General features: G+C 59.3%; 14 protein-coding genes. 4 read left to right on the top strand and 10 right to left on the bottom strand.

Annotation, left to right across the window (positions count from 1 at the left end):
• Positions 1-77 precede the first annotated feature (77 nt).
• From ACR3FB_RS21860 to ACR3FB_RS21905, 10 genes are all read right to left on the bottom strand, one after another.
• Positions 78-1,175 carry an MHYT domain-containing protein gene (locus ACR3FB_RS21860; protein WP_425084591.1) on the bottom strand — a complete coding sequence of 366 codons (1,098 nt, stop codon included), beginning with the start codon at positions 1,173-1,175 and terminating at the stop codon, positions 78-80.
• Positions 1,176-1,313: 138 nt separating this feature from the next.
• Positions 1,314-2,405, bottom strand: coding sequence for a ferritin-like domain-containing protein (locus ACR3FB_RS21865; RefSeq protein WP_480565408.1), 1,092 nt, complete (start codon positions 2,403-2,405; stop codon positions 1,314-1,316).
• The gene (locus tag ACR3FB_RS21870) at positions 2,402-4,306 is read right to left on the bottom strand and encodes a GMC family oxidoreductase (protein WP_480565410.1); all 1,905 of its coding nucleotides are present in this window, start codon (positions 4,304-4,306) and stop codon (positions 2,402-2,404) included. The genes ACR3FB_RS21865 and ACR3FB_RS21870 overlap by 4 nt, the downstream gene beginning before the upstream one ends.
• Positions 4,303-4,779, bottom strand: a complete 477-nt coding sequence (locus ACR3FB_RS21875) for a hypothetical protein (RefSeq protein WP_170640201.1) — start codon at positions 4,777-4,779, stop codon at positions 4,303-4,305. The genes ACR3FB_RS21870 and ACR3FB_RS21875 overlap by 4 nt, the downstream gene beginning before the upstream one ends.
• Positions 4,766-5,707 (bottom strand): hypothetical protein, encoded by a 942-nt coding sequence (locus ACR3FB_RS21880; protein ID WP_170640203.1) that lies wholly within the window; start codon positions 5,705-5,707, stop codon positions 4,766-4,768. The genes ACR3FB_RS21875 and ACR3FB_RS21880 overlap by 14 nt, the downstream gene beginning before the upstream one ends.
• A gap of 57 nt (positions 5,708-5,764) precedes the next feature.
• A complete protein-coding gene (locus ACR3FB_RS21885) occupies positions 5,765-9,100 on the bottom strand; it encodes an adenylate/guanylate cyclase domain-containing protein (protein ID WP_480565413.1) in 3,336 nt (1,111 codons plus the stop codon).
• Positions 9,101-9,259: 159 nt separating this feature from the next.
• Positions 9,260-9,613, bottom strand: coding sequence for a putative quinol monooxygenase (locus ACR3FB_RS21890; protein ID WP_480565415.1), 354 nt, complete (start codon positions 9,611-9,613; stop codon positions 9,260-9,262).
• Between the two features lie 259 nt (positions 9,614-9,872).
• Entirely contained in the window at positions 9,873-11,333 is a 1,461-nt protein-coding gene (xylB, locus tag ACR3FB_RS21895) for a xylulokinase (protein WP_425084586.1), read from the bottom strand.
• A gap of 71 nt (positions 11,334-11,404) precedes the next feature.
• Entirely contained in the window at positions 11,405-11,611 is a 207-nt protein-coding gene (locus ACR3FB_RS21900) for a hypothetical protein (protein ID WP_480565417.1), read from the bottom strand.
• A 75-nt stretch (positions 11,612-11,686) separates the two neighbouring features.
• Positions 11,687-12,316: a response regulator transcription factor gene (locus ACR3FB_RS21905; RefSeq protein WP_247748029.1), complete on the bottom strand. Its 630-nt coding sequence runs from the start codon at positions 12,314-12,316 to the stop codon at positions 11,687-11,689.
• Positions 12,317-12,535: 219 nt separating this feature from the next.
• Between ACR3FB_RS21905 and ACR3FB_RS21910 the strand changes: the two genes are divergently transcribed.
• From ACR3FB_RS21910 to ACR3FB_RS21925, 4 genes are read left to right on the top strand one after another with little or no spacing between them, the layout of a single operon-like run.
• Positions 12,536-13,777: a pyridoxal-phosphate-dependent aminotransferase family protein gene (locus tag ACR3FB_RS21910; protein WP_480565419.1), complete on the top strand. Its 1,242-nt coding sequence runs from the start codon at positions 12,536-12,538 to the stop codon at positions 13,775-13,777.
• Positions 13,778-13,805: 28 nt separating this feature from the next.
• On the top strand, positions 13,806-15,005 hold the full coding sequence (locus tag ACR3FB_RS21915) for a malate--CoA ligase subunit beta (RefSeq protein ID WP_480565421.1): 1,200 nt from the start codon (positions 13,806-13,808) through the stop codon (positions 15,003-15,005).
• Entirely contained in the window at positions 15,002-15,889 is an 888-nt protein-coding gene (gene sucD, locus ACR3FB_RS21920; RefSeq protein WP_480565423.1) for a succinate--CoA ligase subunit alpha, read from the top strand. Before ACR3FB_RS21915 ends, sucD begins: the two co-directional genes overlap by 4 nt.
• Positions 15,889-16,860, top strand: coding sequence for a 2-hydroxyacid dehydrogenase (locus ACR3FB_RS21925; RefSeq protein WP_480565425.1), 972 nt, complete (start codon positions 15,889-15,891; stop codon positions 16,858-16,860). The genes sucD and ACR3FB_RS21925 overlap by 1 nt, the downstream gene beginning before the upstream one ends.
• The last annotated feature ends 62 nt before the right edge of the window (positions 16,861-16,922 follow it).

A 16,922-nucleotide genomic window follows, 5' to 3' on the forward strand; every position in this document is an offset into this window, starting at 1 on the left:
CGCTCAGCGGTTCCAGTCGCAGGGAACGGGGCGCGCAGGTTGTTTCACGAAATGCGAATGAGCTGCACGAGTTGCGATCAAAGGCCCAAAGCATCGCGGATGTCTGAAAGGCGAGATCGGCTGACAGGTACCTTGCTGAGCGCCTCGACAGAGTCGAAATAACATGTCCCGTTGTCCTTATGCCTCTCGAAGCTTGAGACATGTTTGGGGTTCACCAGATAACTTCGGTGGGCGCGGAGGAAGCCATCGGGCTGTAGGCGTGTCTCGGCCTCGGTGATGGACCAGGGGCAGAACAGTTTCTCGGAATCGATATAGAGAATGGTGTAATGCCCCTCGGCCCGGATGGCGGCAATTTGGGCGGGTTCGGCAAAGAAGGTCTGGCCTTCACGTTCAAAAGGCACCCCTGCGCGTAGGGTTGGGGTTGGTTCTGGTTGAGGGGCGGGTGTTGGGACTGAGGCGGGTTCAGTCTTGGGTTCGATGAAGGTGATCCCGGTCAGCAGGAAGGCGCCACAGATCAGGAAGACTGCAACCGTGACGCCCATTGCCAGAATCTGGTTGTCCAGCGCAGGCCCGGCAGCCCCAGCAGTCTCGGTGGCCACGAAATCCGTGAGACCGGTTGCGATGAAATGCATGGAAAACACGGCAATGCCGAAACAGGCTGTGCCCAGCAGGATGTTCCGATGGGTTCGGCTGTCGTAAGCTACCCAGATCGCCAGAACCGACAGAACAACCGAGGCCGCGGTCGACAAAACGATGTCGAACAGGCTGTAGACGGGTCGGCACAGCTGCATCCCGGCCATGCCGACATAGTGCATGACAACGATGCCAAGCCCCACGATCACGCCCGCGCCAATGATGGTCGGCGGGGTTCTGGGACGGAAATGCAAAAGCAGCAGCGCCAGCCCTACCATAAGGATGGCAACCAGCGCCGAGATCAGCGTTACCAGTGCGTCATAGTAAAACAGGATCGGCAGTTGCAGGCCCAGCATGGCAACGAAATGCATCGACCAGATACCGCCGCCCAGTATCACAGCTGCGAGGGCGACGATGAATTTGCGCCGTTGATTGTCCAGTTTCGACGCGCCATGCGTCAGGTACAGTCCGGTAAAGCCGGCCATCAGCGCCACGGCCAACGAGGCCGCCACGAGCCACGCATTGTGCGAATAGTCCAACATTGAGATGCCGCGCCCTCCCCAGCGCGATCATGACGTTATCAAACTGAAATTATCCGCACAATCTTTGTTGGCCTCAGCGGAAGATACCTGTTTCGACTGAGTCGCATAAACGGGTCTCGCCGGTTTTTTGGCTACAGGTCAGCCCCGCTTTTTCGGCGCAAGGTAGGTCCATGTCGGCCCGGCTGTCTCGCCCGATCCGTCCGGCAACGGTATGCGCATCAGTTTTTGCGCCAGCGACTTGATCGAATACATCGTTGGAACAAGGTCGCGCAAAGCGGATTTATCCTCGTTGAAGGCGATGTGCAGACCGTCCAGCAAACCGGACCACGCGGCGTTGAACTCGGCCGAAATCGCGGCGATTTCGGGGGCGGACTTGTAGTTCTCCTCGCTGGGGTCGTCTTTCATGGGCGAGACCGCGCTCCAATCAACGATCAGGTCACCGCCAGTCGGAGGGTCGGTCACAAGATCTTCGGGGCGATAGTAGCGGCTATGTAGGATTTCGTTGAACTTGAAGTAGTGTGCAACGTCCTCATGGCCGGCTGGCCCCGGAATGGTGTCTCCGTCACCCGCTTTGCCACCCAGATTTGCGCCTTCGCCCTCTTCCATGATCTTTTGGATGGCATCAAAAGCCGCCTTGCGACGTTGCGCTGGGGTGCCGGTGATTTCGACAACTTCACCGCCCGCGCCGAAATAGTCGTCATTGGAGATCTGACGCGCGGGGTCGCCGATGAAGATCTCTTTGTCCCCGAACTCCTTACAGGCTTCTTCCAGCAGCTTCCTGACATAGGCGTAGAATCCACCGATGGTGGAATAGTGCCCCCTCAATGCCTTGCGGAGGTCTTTCGGCGCGGTTTCGATCTTGCGAAAGCTTTTGACCTGTTTGGGCGAGAATTTGCGCAGACGCACCTCTGGCCCGGCCCCGTTCAAAAGCTCTGTCGGGTATTTCGGCAGCAAGTTGGGATTGTTCAGCTGAGGCGTACCCCCGATCGCGTTCATCACATTCGCCGCAAGAACCATATGCAGCATCTCTTCGAGCATGACCTGACGGATCACCTCGATCGGCTCGGCGTTGACGATAGTCGGCTCGGACCGGTCGTATTGCCCCTGCTCCAGGATCGAATAGCAGGCCGTCGCGTAGGGCGGGATTGTCGAAAGCTCCAGCATCAAAGCGTCTTGCAGATGTTTGCAGAGATTTTTGCGCGCGGCGTCCAGTTTCTTTTTCGAACTCATTTCGCACCCCCTTTCCGAACGGCCTTCTGGATGGCTCTGGCGGCCCTGAAGGCCATGGCCGACATCGTCAGCGTCGGGTTGGACGTGGCAATCGTCGGCATCGAGCCTGCGCCCACCAGCCACAGATTGTCGTGATCCCATGCGCGCATCTCGTCATTGGTGACCGAGTTGTGCCGATCCGTCCCAATCCTGTGGGTGCCGACCAGATGGCCTGCACCGAAGAAGGTGTAACCCTTGCCATCATAGGTCAAATACCCAGCATCCGATGGGCTGTAGGAGGTATGGTTCTTAATACCCAGCCGCTGGAAAATCTGCGCGCAGGTGTCATTGGCTGCGGCCAGCCCGGCGCGCGAATAGTCGTCCAGATCATAGCTGATCACCGGGCGGTATTCACCCATTGGCGTGCGATAGGCCGGGTCGATGGTGACTCGGTTTGTGGCTCTGGGCAATTGCTCAACCATCGTGCCAATTCGGACCTGCCGCTGGACATCGTAATAGAGCTTATCGCGCAGGGCGGTGCCATAGAGGTTGTCCTGCTCGACCAGCCGCGCCACGTCGGAGTTCGGGGAGCCAGCGGCAAAGTTCCATCCCCAATTACCGATCTCCAAACGGAAGGCTGCATTCTTGTTCCTAAAGTTTCCGTCCCGGAAATTGGCATAGCTAGAGGTCGATCCGGGCCCGCGAAACGGGCCAACCGGCTCTGGCGCGGCACCCCATGTCATCATGTAAGGGTGGTCCATCAGGTTGCGGCCCAGCTCGTCACTGCTGGTGCAAATCCCCGAGGCCAGCGCCAGAGTGACGTTTTCCACCGCACCGCCAGCCAGCACATATTGCTTCCCTCTGGCCCGGCGCAGTTCGTACTGAGGCACACCGGGGAACGGGTATTTCTTGTAAACAATACCAGATACACGCCCGCTTTCGGCCAGTTCGACCTTTGAGGCGATGGCCTGCGTGATCGTCTCCATCTGATGCTTGGCTTCGTGCTTGGCATCCTCGAGCGTTTTCATCGCGTTGTATTTGGCCTGGATCGGGCAGATCGGAATGCAGCTTGAGTTTCCCTCGCAACGCTGACCCATATAGGCGAATGGCCCGGTCGCGCCGCGCGGGCGGAATTGCTGCCGGCGTTTGTCGCCAACCTGAATGCCTTTGGCAGTTCTTGGCTTGCGCGGGGTCGAGTTCCGGCCCTGAGGCGTGCGCGAGACTTTCAGTTGAACCGTGCTGGTCGCATCCTCACCGATTTCGATAGGCATCCCGTCTGCCTTGGCAAAGAAGCCATCCACATAGGACGACGGGATCGAATGCATCGGGTAGTCGTATTCCTTGTCGAAATACCCGACATTGTCGTGCCGTCCTGACGTGCGAATACCCAGTGCCTTGGGCGTCTGTTCGTCGGCATCGGCCGAGACACCGATCTCCCACTCGGCGCGCTCATAGTCTGCGCGCAGGTCCTGATAGCCAAAGGGCCAGTCAACGCCTTTGCCGAAACGGCTTTGCATCTCGAAATCCGCAGGCATCATACGCAGGCTTGTGCCCAGCCAATGCAGTGAGGTTCCACCAAAGGCCATCAGATAGTTACTGCCAAAGGGCAGGGGGCCGCGTTGCACGAAGTACCCGTTCGTATCGGGCTCGGTGCCCCGTACCGCGGTGATGTCTAACACCGAAGGCGACGGCAGGGTTGGTAGGTTCGGATAGGGAGAGTTCGGCGTCTTGGCCAGCGACAGATAGTACTGATCCAAGTAAGAGCGATAGGTTTCCCACGTCTTGCCGTGGTCTTCCCCGGCTTCGAGGATCAGAACCGAATGACCGGCCGAGACCAGCTCTTTCGCCAGAATGCCCCCGGCAAACCCGGCTCCTACGATGACCACATCATAGGTCCGGTCGTCATCTGCAATCGCGCTCATTTGCCTGCCCCCCGCTGTTTTGGAGGTTCAAGGCCCCATGCGCCAAAGCCCTGTTGCTTGGCCCCTTGGGGATGCGCTCCGATGGCGTCCCAGACCAGTCCTTCCTTGTAGGACCGGGTCGAGATGATCTTGACCACATCAAACCGCGACGCGCCGTAGCTTTCGCGCCATTCCTGTGAAAGCGGCACCCATTGGCCGGTGTACCAAAGCTGAATCAGCGTGCGCGACAGTGGGCCGAGGCATTTGTCCGACAGATAGGTCTGACGCACGATCCGGTCGTCGTCCTGCTTGCCCAGCTCGTGGGAATGGGACAGGAACTCCTTGAGGATTTCGGCGGGCAACACTTGCCGGAACTGATGCCAATATTCGCCTGCGCATCCGGTGCCCTGCAGTTCGGCGCTGCTATAGCCAGTCAGGGCGGCGCTCACGGTCAGAAAGGCTTGAAACTCGGGGGTGTCATCATGCGTCTTCATGGCGATCCCCATCAATTGCGTCCACATAGAAGCCACGCGGCTCAAAGCAGGCGGGCGGGCTTTCAAAGACCTGCACGGCCACCGGTGTCATATCGGTGAACAGCGTGTGCATGTCGCGGGTCATCGGGAAATCGTTGTTCCCCAGTTTCAGCTTGAAGCCTTTTGCGATGCGTTTGCCCTCTTTCGTGGTCAACATCGCGGTTTCAAACAGGCCCGAGATGGTCCAGCGAGTCCAAACGGTGCGCCCAAGCCCGGTGGCGAATTCGGGGATTGGAGTGCAGTTGGTCAGAGTCCAGTGATCCCCTTTGAGTTTGCCAAGATCCGCCGTCAGATCATAGACGATGGTTTGCGGATCGTCGGGATTGACCAGTTGGATCCACCATTTCTTAGGCGAAATCGGAGGGTGCCCCTTCATCTTGGCATTCAGCGAAGGAACCTTGTAGTTGAACTGGCCCAGAAACTTGGGCTCTCCGAACGCTTGGCGTCCGGCCTTGACAGCCATGGCGTTGTCGGCGGCCACATGAACCCGAAGGTGGCCGATGGTTTTCGTCTGATCGCGGCCGTGAAGATACTCAGTCAGCGACATCTTCGGCACGCCCGGCACCCGGTTCTTGGGATAGGCCAGTAGGTTGAATTCGACCTCGTTCACGAAGCCCAGCGAGTTGTCATAATGCGCGGTATAGCGTTGGAAGTTCAGCAGGATGACGGCCTTGTTCTCGCCGTCTTCATCAGGAAATTCGGCGACACACAGGCCGGTGCCTTTAACAAACTGGCGGGCAACTTCGACCGAGGTGTACCAATACATCCATTGGCATTGCAGCGAGGCATAATAGAAGGGGAACGTGTCAAACTGCTTTGGCAGTTTCGGCATGACGCCGGTGACATCCGTCTGATGGCACGGGTCGCTTTTGGCTTTTTTCTTTGTCATTTGGCTGTGATCTCCCCCACTGGCTGTGACAATTCTACTTGCTCAAATTCCGCCCGATCATGCCTCCGGCTGTTTTGTTTTTAGGGTTTTCAAAATGGCTTTTGCCTCGACCAGCGCGGGTGCTTTGGTCTTGTCGGCGGCCACGGCTTTCGAGATCTCACCAAGGCAGTTTGACGAGGTCTCAAGCTCGGCCAATTCTCGAATGACATGCAAAAGCGGGCCGTAATGGCCCAGCTGCAACGCCACCATGGCAGCCTCTTTAAGGTGGCCGATCCCGGCGATGTCATCCCCGTGGGCCATGGCCAACCGACCGCGCAGGCAGGTCAGCCCGACGATCCAGAATTTCTCACCGCTGTCGTTGGCGAAGGCTTCGGCTTCGTCCAACAGTTCCTCGGCCAGTTCCAGTTTGCCGTGCAGAATGGCCGCATCAGCGTAGAGGCATAGAAAGAAACTCAGACCAAGGCGGCAGCCGGTATCGCGCCATTCGCGCAGGCCCAGGGCGATCTCTTCCAAGGCCTTTTCACCATCCGTGCTTCGGCGCACCCAGCCATTCATGACCCGCGCCCAACCGCGCCAGAACTGGAAGGAATATTCCTCGGACAGGGCGATCAAAATGGCCGAGCTGTCCTGCACCGTCGCCTCATCGCCCCGGAAATGGGAAATCCATCCAAGGAAGGCATTGGCAAAGGACTGGCTGAACGGGTGCGCGGTTTCTTCGGCATGGACCAACGCCGCCTTGATCGCTGAAAGGGCGCTGGCTTCGTCGCCAGACAGCCAGTAGGAAAGCGCGCGATAGCCTTGAAGGGCAACCGCAAGGTCAACCACATCGAAATCGAGACCCATGAAGCGATGTTCGATGGACAGATTGACCTCAAGCCCGGCCTCAAGGTGTTTCAGCGCGTCCTTGGGATGGCCCAGATAGGTCTGAAGCGACCCCATTGAGCGTTCGGCCGAGACAATGGTTAACGGGCTCGATAAATCCTGACAGAGCGAGACCAGCCGGTCTGCATTCTGTTTCGAGATCTCATACTCCCCGCCCAACATGGTCGAGCGGAACTGCCCGTAGACCACTTTGAACAGCCGCTCTGTCTCGCCATATTCGCGGCAGAGGGACTGCGCCCGCGCATAGGCCGACAGAACCGATTTGTGCGCATAACCCCGCACGAAGGCCAATGGCACGGCGATCATGATCTGCATGTCTATTTCGCGCCGGTCGCGTTCCTGCGATTGCGGCATTTCCTGCAAGCATTCCAAAGCGTGCTGCAAATGGGTGATCGCCTCGACATTCGCCGAGTGGTCCAATGCCTGCCGGGCAGCGGTCATCAGTTTGCCTTCGGCGGCGGGGTAATTGCCGGCACGCCAGTAGTGATGGCCCAGAATTTCGGGCTCTCGCGCGACGGTTTCAGCGTATTTCTCCTCGAGAACCGTAGCGATTTGGCCATGCCACCTTGAGGCTGTCGAGCGCAGCATGGATTGATACGCGGCATCCTGTACCAGCGCGTGGCGGAACCGGTATGCATCAGCCATACCAGGCTGGCCTGCTGGAACGATCAGTTCGGTCTCAAGCAGCTGGTTCAGCGCTTCGGTGATGTCGTTTTCGGTCCAGTCCAGAACCTCGGACAGCAGCTTGCGCTCAAAGTTTCGGCCGATTGCTGCGGCGACCTGCACGATCTCGCGGCTGGCCGACAAACGGTCCAATCTGGCCATCAGTGAGTCTTGCAGCGATTCCGGGATCGCCATGGACAATTCGGCCTGACTCTGGCCGCGGTTGACCAAAAGGCCGGATTCCATTGCCATCTTGGTCAGTTCTTCGACGAATAGCGGCACGCCATCCGTGCGGTCAGCCAGTTGACTGAGAACTTCCGGCGACGGCCGCACGCCCGAGATGCTTTCAACCAGCTTATAGATGTCACGGCGCACAAGCCGGTTGAGTTCCAGACTTGTGACATGGGACTGGTTGCGCCACGGCGACTGGAACTCGGTCCGGGCGGTCATCAGGATCAGGCAGCGGCGGTTCGACACCTGTTCGATCCAGCCGTTGACGAATTCCAGCGTTGAGGCGTCGAACCAATGCACATCGTCGAGCAGAAGCAATAGCGGCTGGTGCTGTTCCAGCCCCGCGCACAATTGCAAAAGCGCCTCGATCAACGCACCTTTCTCCCGCTCGGGCCCCATCGGTGCGACCAGAGAGGTGCTGTCTTCCAGCCCCATCAGGCGCAGGATAGGCGCGGCGCAGGTTTCAGTATCAAGGTTCAGATCGGTCAGAAACTGGGTGACTTTGTCCCGGCTTTCCTCAGGAGGTGCGTTGGGCAGCATGCCTGTCAGCGTCGTCAGCGCATTCTTGATTGGGAAAAACGCGCTGCTTTGATGCAACGGCGATCCGAATAGGGTAAACTGGGTGGAGTCCTCGCTGGTCAGTTTGTCCTTCAGTCCAAATGCGATCTTTGATTTGCCAACGCCCGCGTCGCCGGTCAGCAGCAGAACCTGCCCCTCTCCGTCCAGCGCGCCGTCCCATCTGGACTGGACCAGAGCGATCTCGGCTGTGCGCCCGATAGTCGGCGTCTTGTCGTGCGAGAAGTCTTTGCGCCCGGTGTCAAAGCCGGAAATCTTCGGCCCGACCACATAGAGCTGTAACGGTGTGCTGACGCCTGCCAAGGGAGGGCTGCCGATCGAGGTGAAATCCAGACGCTCTCCGATTAGTCTGCGTGTCACTTCCGAGACCACCACCTGACCCACATCCGCCGCAGCCTGAATCCTAGCTGCCACGTTCGGTGTATCGCCAAACAGCCAGACCTTTTCCGAGCTCGATGTGCCGGCTGCCGTACCCACCACCACAGGTCCGGTATGGATTCCGATCCGCACATTTGTTGACACCGACTTGTCCGTCAGCCCCGTATTCCCGTCGCGCGTCGCGCCCGCGATCTCAAGCGCGCAAAGAGCGGCGGAATAGTGGCTGAGTTCCTGCGCGGTGGGATAGCCGAAGATGGCGACCACACCGTCTCCGGCATAGTTGGCGATCTCGCCACCGAACTTGGTGACGGTCCGGCCAACCAGCTCGCGGTATTGCGTGATCAGTTCGCGGTAATCCTCGGGGTCGAGTCTTTCGGACAAGGCCGTTGAACCCACCAGATCGCAGAACACTACGGTCAGTTGGCGACGTTCGGCCACGTCTTCTGGTGCGTCCTTGGGAGAGGGCAAAGGGGCAGGCGGTGGGGGAATGTCGTGACCCTGCAGCGCAGCCCCGCAAGCGGTGCAGAACTTTGCATGCGCCATTGCTGACGCACCACAGGACCCGCAGGCTAGGGTCAGTGCATTGCCGCAGCCGTGGCAAAAGTTGGACCCGGCAAGATTGGCCGCACCGCATTTGCTGCAATTAACATTCGGACGTCCCAAAATGGCTGCCCCTGAGCGCTGAAATTACGCCGAATATGAAACAAAGAAACAATTTCGCGTTCTTTAGTATCACAAAATCTACAATTCGTCGCCCATGAATTGTGTGCGGGTTTTGCACGCCCGCCTAGGGTTGCTCATTGGTGCGGGCTGGCACGGTGGTTAAGACCCCGCCTGCGGGCGCAGAAATCCTCCAATTCTGTCGATGTTTTCGACCAGAAAGAACGGGCTGTCAGAGCCGGGTATGGGCTGAAAAAGCTGCCCATGGTCTTTTTTGAATGCGGTAAAGATCGGGCCGGTCACATGGTCCATAAAAGCTTGGAAGTCCTTGTAGATTTCGATGAAAACGACGGTGCCCTCACTGGAAGGCGGTGCCGAGTTTTCGCCGCCCGTGTGGATGAGGTAGCCCCAAGTGTCCTCTTCCTGCTTCACATCCTGGGCCAATTGCTTGAGGGCTGCGATCCCCTCGGCCTCCTGTTTGGGTTTCAAATACCAGGTCGCGATTATGCTATACATATCGATAGTCCTTTCTGGGGGCAGGTCTGCGTCCAATCCGTGATCAGCTCTGCCCAGACGGGTCAAATTGATTGATCTTTGTGGCGCGGTGGCCCTCGGTAAATGAGAGTTCAAAATGCCGAAAGAAAGCCTGCAACAGGCGCGTCGGATGAGGGCCACGCACCCTTTACATTAACATATCATGCGCTGGGCTGGCAAAAACCAGATGTTGTCAGAGGGTGTGAGCGGCTCGGGCCGTCACCGCGCGACGGCCTGACTATCAACCCCGCGAGGAGATCTGCCGAAGAGGTCCATAGGCGGCTTTGAACTGTGCCTTGGCTGCCTCGTAATCTGCGGTTTTGCTGCTGTCGGGCAGAACGCGTTCGCCGATGCTGGGAGGGGTCAGGATGTCTTCGGGCGACGCTCCGGTTTCTGCGATCTGGCCAAGACGTGCGGCACCCAGTGCTGCGCCAAACTCTCCGTCCTGAGGTAGCTCGATTGGCACGTTCAAAACAGTTGCAATCAGCTTGACCCAGTAGCGCGATTTTGTACCGCCGCCGATGCCGATCAGCCGATCAATCCGCGCGCCAGTCTGCACCAGCGCGTCATACGAGTCGCTAAGGCCATAGACGACCCCCTCAAGCACAGCGCAGGTCAGATCGCTCTGGTCAGTGTCTTTTCCCAGCCCGGTAAAGCCGCCGCGAATGTTGGCGTCGTTGTGCGGGGTGCGTTCGCCTGAGAGGTAAGGGTAGAACTGCACGCGGCCGGGTGCTCGCAGCTCGTCGCCCAATGCGCGGGTCAGGTCGGCGGGTTTTTGGCCGGTGATCTGCCCTAGCCAATTCAGGCTGTCGGTTGCAGACAGCATGACGCCCATCTGATACCAGCGATCGGGCACGGCATGGCAAAACGTGTGCAAAGCCGAGGCGGGGTCGGGGTGGTAGCCATCGCGCGCAGCCAGCAGCACTCCGGAGGTGCCAAGCGAAATGAACCCGTCCCCTTCGTTCAGAGCACCCAGGCCACAGGCCGCCGCGGCGTTGTCTCCGGCACCGCCTGCGACGGTGACGCTATTGCGCAGACCCCAACGGCTGGCAAGATCGGCGCGAAGGGTACCTGCGGGCTGGCAGCCCTCAACCAGACGGGGCATCTGAGAGTCCGACATTTGCCCGGCGATCAACAGCTCCTCGGACCATGTACGCCGCGAGACGTCCAGCCAGGATGTGCCAGCGCTATCCGACATGTCAGCGACGTAATCGCCTGTCAGATAGTAGTTCATATAGGCCGCAGGCAGCAGAACCTTCGCGATACGGGCGAAGTTTTCCGGCTCATGTTCCCTGACCCAGAGCAGTTTGGGGGCTGTGAAGCCGGGGAAAACGATATTGCCGGAAATGTCGCGAATACCGGGCAGGGCGTCCAGATGCCGGGCCTCGGCATCCGCGCGCGTGTCGTTCCACAGAATACAGGGCCGGATCACGTCACCGTTGGAATCCAGCAGCGTTGCGCCGTGCATGTGGCCCGCTACGCCAACGGCTCGCAGATCGGCAAATTCGGGATGGGCGTCCCGCAACGCGGCAACCGCCCCCTCTAGCGCCGCGATCCATTCGGCGGGGTCCTGTTCGCTCCAGCCAGGATGTTTGTGTTGGGACGTGCAGGAATGCTCTGCCGAACCGAGCACGCTGCCGTCCTCTGCCAAGAGCAGGGCGCGCAGCCCGGACGTTCCCAGATCAATGCCAAGGTAGCTCATACTGCGTCGCCTCTGAATTCACATATTTGCAAAGGGTTTATTCTGTTTTTGAGGAGTCTGCAAAGTGCGGATCAGCCCCCGATGTAGCTGCCGGTCTTTGGGCGATAGAAAATCTTCTGATCATGCAGCTTGCCCAGAAGATCATGCATCCGGCGGATGGTGTCTTCGTTGTTCTCGTTCGCCTCGATGGAATAAGAGGCCATCGCCTGTCGCAGGGCCTGTTCGATCAGTTCCATATCCTCGAGGGAGAGTTCGAACATGTCATTATATTGCGGCATTTGTGGTCCTCCGGCTGCGGGTGTGAAACCAAAGCATGCCCGGAAAACCTAGAGTTTACCAGATTACGGTCCGTATCAGTCCCTTTGCATCCGCGCTGCATAATATTGTGCAATGGCTTGGGTCCGGTTTTTGACGCCCAGCTTGTCGTAGATGTTCGACAGGTGGAACTTCACGGTGTTCGTCGAAATCTCGAGCTCTTTTGAAAGTTCGCGATTGGACATGCCCTGCGCCAGCGCCTCGAGGATTGTGCGTTCCTTACGCGACAGGCTTTCGATCGGGTCCTGCTGCATTTTCCGGACGTCGATGAACGGAAACACCATCTTGCCCGCGGCCACTTTCTCGCAGGTGTCCAGAAGCCCTTCAACCTCGCCCGAGCGTGCGGCAAACCCGGCAGCCCCGGCCTGCATCGCAAGTCGCGGAACGTCGGCATTGGCATCGCCATAGACCACGAAGCGCGGCGCGCTGGCCTGATCGCGCAGCACCTCGATCAGTTTTGCGGCGCCAAGGGCGGGCAATGTCCAGTCCACTACGCCGACCTGAACAGGCACCCGCATGACCGTGCCAAGGAATCCTTCGGCCGTGGCCGAAGTCGCGACCAATGAGAATCGCGGGTCGCGTTCAAAGATCTCTGACATCGCCGACAGGACCAGAGGGTTGCCGTCTGCCAGCATGACGTCGATGGGCTTTGATGGAGCTTCAGCCATATGAATTCGCCCTTAAAGCTCAAAAACTACCCAAGTGGGTGGGTACGTTTTTGGTATACTATCGTATTTTTACACCTTTGGGTAGGTAATACCCCATCCTATTAGGCATGCTAAATCAGTAGTAAGTTACGTTGCGTGATCTGGCAAGAGCACGTTTTCTACTCGGCAACTCAACCAAACGGGCCGCTGAGCCTGAGAAACAGCCGAGGAAGCCGCACAATGACTTTCCAGATTTTCCCTCCGCTCGAAATCCCCGAGACCCTTGCAGCGGGTCCCGGACCCGGCAACACGGATGCTCGCGTTCTGCAGGCCTTTGCAGGGGCAGGGGTTGCTGATCACATGCAGGGCGACGTTCTGCGTGGAATGATTGAGTGCAAGCACATGCTGCGCGAAATCTGGGGTACGCAGAACGCCTATACCTTCGCAGTCGCCGGCACGGGTTGGAGCGCGCTGGACACCATGTTCTCGGCCGTCATGCCGGGCGACAAGGTCGTGGCTTTTGCCAACGGCACATTCTCGGGCATTGATGCGCTGACCCTGCGGATCAAGGCGGCGACGCCCGCCGAACACGCGGCCAATCCGCTTGACCCGCAAGCTGCCAGCGTCACTGTGATCGAGGTTCCGCATGGCCAGCCCGTCACCGGCGAGATCGTCGAAGCGGCCTTGGCCGAGCACAAGCCCAAATGGGCGTTCATGGCGCATTGGGAAACCGGGTCCGGCCGGATCAACGACATTCGCGGCTTTTCGGACGCGTGCGAGCGTCACGGCGCGATGGGTCTGATCGACGCGGTGTCGTCGCTGGGCGTGGATGACTTCTCGATCGACGACTACCCCGGCATCGCGGGTTGGGCGTCGTGCCCGCAGAAAGGTCTGTGCTGCCTGCCGCTGACCTACGCTCCGGTTAGCTTCACAGATGCCTTCATCGACAGCCTCAAGACCAGCGGTGCCTACACCTATGTGCACAACCCGATTTTCGAGGCGCGCCATTGGGGCATCGTCGATGGCAAGGACGTCGAGAAAGGCACCTATCACCGGACGCATTCGGGTTACGCCGTGGCCGCCTTCCACGAGGCCCTGCGTCTGACATTGCAGGAAGGGTTGGCCAAGCGCGCAGCGTCTTACCGCATTCACGAACGCGTCCTGCGCGATGCCGTGGTCGAACTGGGGTGTGAGGTCACCTCGGACATGCCGAGCCTCATCGTTTTGAACCTGCCGCCGGAGCTTGCCGGGCGTGAGATGGAGTTGGTGCAGAATTGCCGTGCGCGCGGTTTTGGCATCTGGCCCACGCTCAGCGCGCCTGTGCAAGTGCGGATCGGTATCCTCAACCAATTGAACCGGAAATCCGTCAGCCGGATCGTGCGCCTGTTTGCCGAGGCGATGCGCGAACTGGGCGGACAGATTGATCGGGACGCGATCGAAGCCCTGCTGGAAAGCCGCTACGGCACTTCGATGGCTGCTTAATTTCACTGCAAGAACGGGAGGATTGCAGATGGATATTCACGAATATCAGGCGAAAGAACTACTTTCGAATTTCGGTGTCGAAGTGCCACCCGGTGCATTGGCCTATAGCCCGGAACAGGCGGCCTATCGGGCGCGTGAACTCGGGGGTGACAAGTGGATCGTCAAGGCGCAGGTCCATGCAGGCGGCCGCGGTAAGGCCGGAGGGGTCAAGCTTTGCAACACCGAAAACGAGATCTACACAGCCTGTGATGACATGTTCGGCCGCAAGCTGGTCACGCATCAGACTGGCCCCGAAGGCAAAGGAATCTACCGCGTTTACGTGGAAGCTGCGGTGCCGATTGATCGCGAAATCTATCTGGGTTTTGTGCTGGACCGTTCCAGCCAGCGGGTCATGATCGTTGCGTCCTCGGAAGGCGGGATGGAGATCGAAGATATCTCGGCCCAGCGTCCGGACAGCATCGTGCGTTCGATCGTTGAACCCGCGGTCGGTCTGCAAGAGTTCCAAGCCCGTGAAATCGCGTTCCAACTGGGGCTGGAGCCGAAGCTGATCCAGCACATGGTCCGAACTCTGCAGGGCTGCTACGCCGCCTTCAGCGATCTGGACGCCACCATGGTCGAGATCAACCCTCTGGTCATCACCGGAGACGACCGCGTTCTGGCGCTGGACGCGAAGATGAGCTTCGACGACAACGCCTTGTTCCGTCACCCGCAGATCGCCGAGCTGCGCGACAAAAGCCAGGAAGACCCACGCGAAAGCCGCGCCGGTGACCGGGGCCTGTCCTATGTTGGTCTCGACGGCAATATCGGCTGTATCGTGAACGGCGCCGGTCTTGCGATGGCGACCATGGACACGATTAAGCTGGCTGGCGGAGAGCCTGCGAATTTCCTCGATATCGGTGGTGGCGCCTCGCCCGAGCGTGTGGCCAAAGCCTTCCGTCTGGTTCTGTCGGACGACAATGTGCAGGCCATTCTGGTGAACATCTTCGCCGGTATCAATCGCTGCGACTGGGTGGCCGAAGGTGTCGTGCAGGCCCTGAAAGAGCTGGATATCGATATCCCTGTCGTCGTGCGCCTAGCCGGTACCAATGTGGAAGAGGGTCAGAAGATACTCGCCAAATCCGGCCTTCCGATCATCCGCGCCACCACTTTGATGGAGGCGGCCGAACGCGCCGTGGGCGCATGGCGCAACGACCTTACCCAAGGCACCAAGATGAGGGCTGTGCAATGAGCATTCTTCTCGATCGTAACTCGCGCGTGATCGTGCAGGGTGTCACCGGCCGCATGGCGCGATTCCACACCAAGGACATGCTGAACTACGGCACCAATGTGGTGGGCGGCGTGGTTCCCGGTAAAGGCGGCGAAACCGTCGAAGGCGTTCCGGTCTTTGACACCGTCAAGCAGGCGGTTGAAGCAACCGGCGCGGATGCCAGCCTAGTGTTCGTTCCACCACCCTTTGCGGCGGACTCGATCATGGAGGCCGCAGATGCCGGTATCCGCTATTGTGTCTGCATCACCGACGGTATTCCGGCGCAGGACATGATCCGCGTGAAGCGCTACATGTACCGCTATCCCAAAGAGAAGCGCATGGTCCTGACCGGGCCGAACTGCGCGGGCACCATCTCGCCGGGCAAAGCGCTGCTGGGGATCATGCCGGGACATATCTACCTGCCGGGCAACGTGGGCATCATCGGTCGCTCGGGGACCCTCGGCTATGAGGCCGCGGCCCAGTTGAAAGAGCGTGGGATCGGTGTTTCGACCAGCGTGGGCATAGGTGGCGACCCGATCAACGGCTCGTCGTTCAAGGACATTCTGCAGCGTTTCGAAGAGGATGAAGACACCCACATCATAGCCATGATCGGTGAGATCGGTGGTCCGCAGGAAGCCGAAGCGGCCGAGTTCATCCGCGATCACATCACCAAGCCCGTGGTGGCCTATGTCGCTGGTCTGACTGCTCCGAAAGGCCGGACCATGGGCCATGCCGGCGCGATCATCTCGGCCTTTGGCGAAAGCGCCAGCGAGAAGGTTGAAATCCTGTCTGCCGCCGGTGTGACCGTGGCCGAAAACCCTGCGGTCATCGGCGAAACGATCGCCCGTGTGATGGAGGCTGCGTGATGGTCAAACCCTCGGTTCTCGTCACCCGTCGCTGGCCTGCCGCCGTCGAGGCGCAACTGGCCGAGAACTACAACACCGTGCTCAACACCGGGGACAAACCCATGTCCCCGGCTGAAATCCGGCACGCGCTGAAATCCTATGATGCGGTCCTGCCGACCGTCACCGATACCCTCAGCTCCGAGGCTTTGGACGTTCCCGGCGCGCAGACGAAAATCCTGGCAAATTACGGCGTTGGCTACAGTCACATCTGCGAGCCCTCAGTGCGTGGGCTGGGCATGACCGTCACCAACACGCCGGATGTGCTGTCCGAATGCACCGCCGATATCGCAATGACCTTGCTGCTGATGGTGGCGCGCCGCGCCGGCGAAGGGGAACGCGAGTTGCGGGCCGGTAATTGGACCGGCTGGCGCCCCACGCATCTGATCGGCACCAAGGTCAGCGGCAAGGTGCTGGGCATCATCGGCTATGGCCGCATCGGGCAGGAAATGGCCCGGCGTGCCCATCACGGCTTCGGCATGCAGATCGTTGTCTACAACCGCAGCAAAATCGCGCCCGAGGTTCTGGCCCAGTGCAATGCCACTCAGGCCGAAACCGTGGATGATCTGCTGCCGCAATGCGATTTCGTCTCGCTCCATTGTCCCGGCGGGGCTGCAAATCGGCACCTGATCAACGCTCGTCGGTTGGATCTGATGAAACCGGATGCCTTCCTGATCAACACGGCCCGTGGCGAGGTGATCGACGAACGCGCGCTGATCCAGTCCCTTACCTTCGATATGATCGGAGGCGCAGCGTTGGACGTTTTCGACGGAGAGCCCCGCATCAACCCCGACCTTTTGCAATGTGACAACCTTGTGATGCTGCCCCATCTAGGCAGTGCCACCCGTGAGGCGCGCGAGGCGATGGGGTTCCGGGTGCTGGACAACCTCAGCGACTTTTTCGAAGGCCGCGAACCGCGCGATCGCGTGATCTGATCCCCCCGCATATCACTTCTCTGCTCTGACCTCTCAGTGGGGTCGGGCCTCGGACCGCTCAG

It is taken from the genome of Ruegeria sp. AO1, assembly GCF_056535985.1.

What these genes read in the sequence shown, in the direction of transcription:
- ACR3FB_RS21860 (WP_425084591.1), bottom strand. Translation starts at nt 1,175, where the DNA reads ATGTTGGACTATTCGCACAATGCGTGGCTCGTGGCGGCCTCGTTGGCC.
- ACR3FB_RS21865 (WP_480565408.1), bottom strand. Translation starts at nt 2,405, where the DNA reads ATGAGTTCGAAAAAGAAACTGGACGCCGCGCGCAAAAATCTCTGCAAA.
- ACR3FB_RS21870 (WP_480565410.1), bottom strand. Translation starts at nt 4,306, where the DNA reads ATGAGCGCGATTGCAGATGACGACCGGACCTATGATGTGGTCATCGTA.
- ACR3FB_RS21875 (WP_170640201.1), bottom strand. Translation starts at nt 4,779, where the DNA reads ATGAAGACGCATGATGACACCCCCGAGTTTCAAGCCTTTCTGACCGTG.
- ACR3FB_RS21880 (WP_170640203.1), bottom strand. Translation starts at nt 5,707, where the DNA reads ATGACAAAGAAAAAAGCCAAAAGCGACCCGTGCCATCAGACGGATGTC.
- ACR3FB_RS21890 (WP_480565415.1), bottom strand. Translation starts at nt 9,613, where the DNA reads ATGTATAGCATAATCGCGACCTGGTATTTGAAACCCAAACAGGAGGCC.
- xylB (WP_425084586.1), bottom strand. Translation starts at nt 11,333, where the DNA reads ATGAGCTACCTTGGCATTGATCTGGGAACGTCCGGGCTGCGCGCCCTG.
- ACR3FB_RS21900 (WP_480565417.1), bottom strand. Translation starts at nt 11,611, where the DNA reads ATGCCGCAATATAATGACATGTTCGAACTCTCCCTCGAGGATATGGAA.
- ACR3FB_RS21905 (WP_247748029.1), bottom strand. Translation starts at nt 12,316, where the DNA reads ATGGCTGAAGCTCCATCAAAGCCCATCGACGTCATGCTGGCAGACGGC.
- ACR3FB_RS21910 (WP_480565419.1), top strand. Translation starts at nt 12,536, where the DNA reads ATGACTTTCCAGATTTTCCCTCCGCTCGAAATCCCCGAGACCCTTGCA.
- ACR3FB_RS21915 (WP_480565421.1), top strand. Translation starts at nt 13,806, where the DNA reads ATGGATATTCACGAATATCAGGCGAAAGAACTACTTTCGAATTTCGGT.
- sucD (WP_480565423.1), top strand. Translation starts at nt 15,002, where the DNA reads ATGAGCATTCTTCTCGATCGTAACTCGCGCGTGATCGTGCAGGGTGTC.
- ACR3FB_RS21925 (WP_480565425.1), top strand. Translation starts at nt 15,889, where the DNA reads ATGGTCAAACCCTCGGTTCTCGTCACCCGTCGCTGGCCTGCCGCCGTC.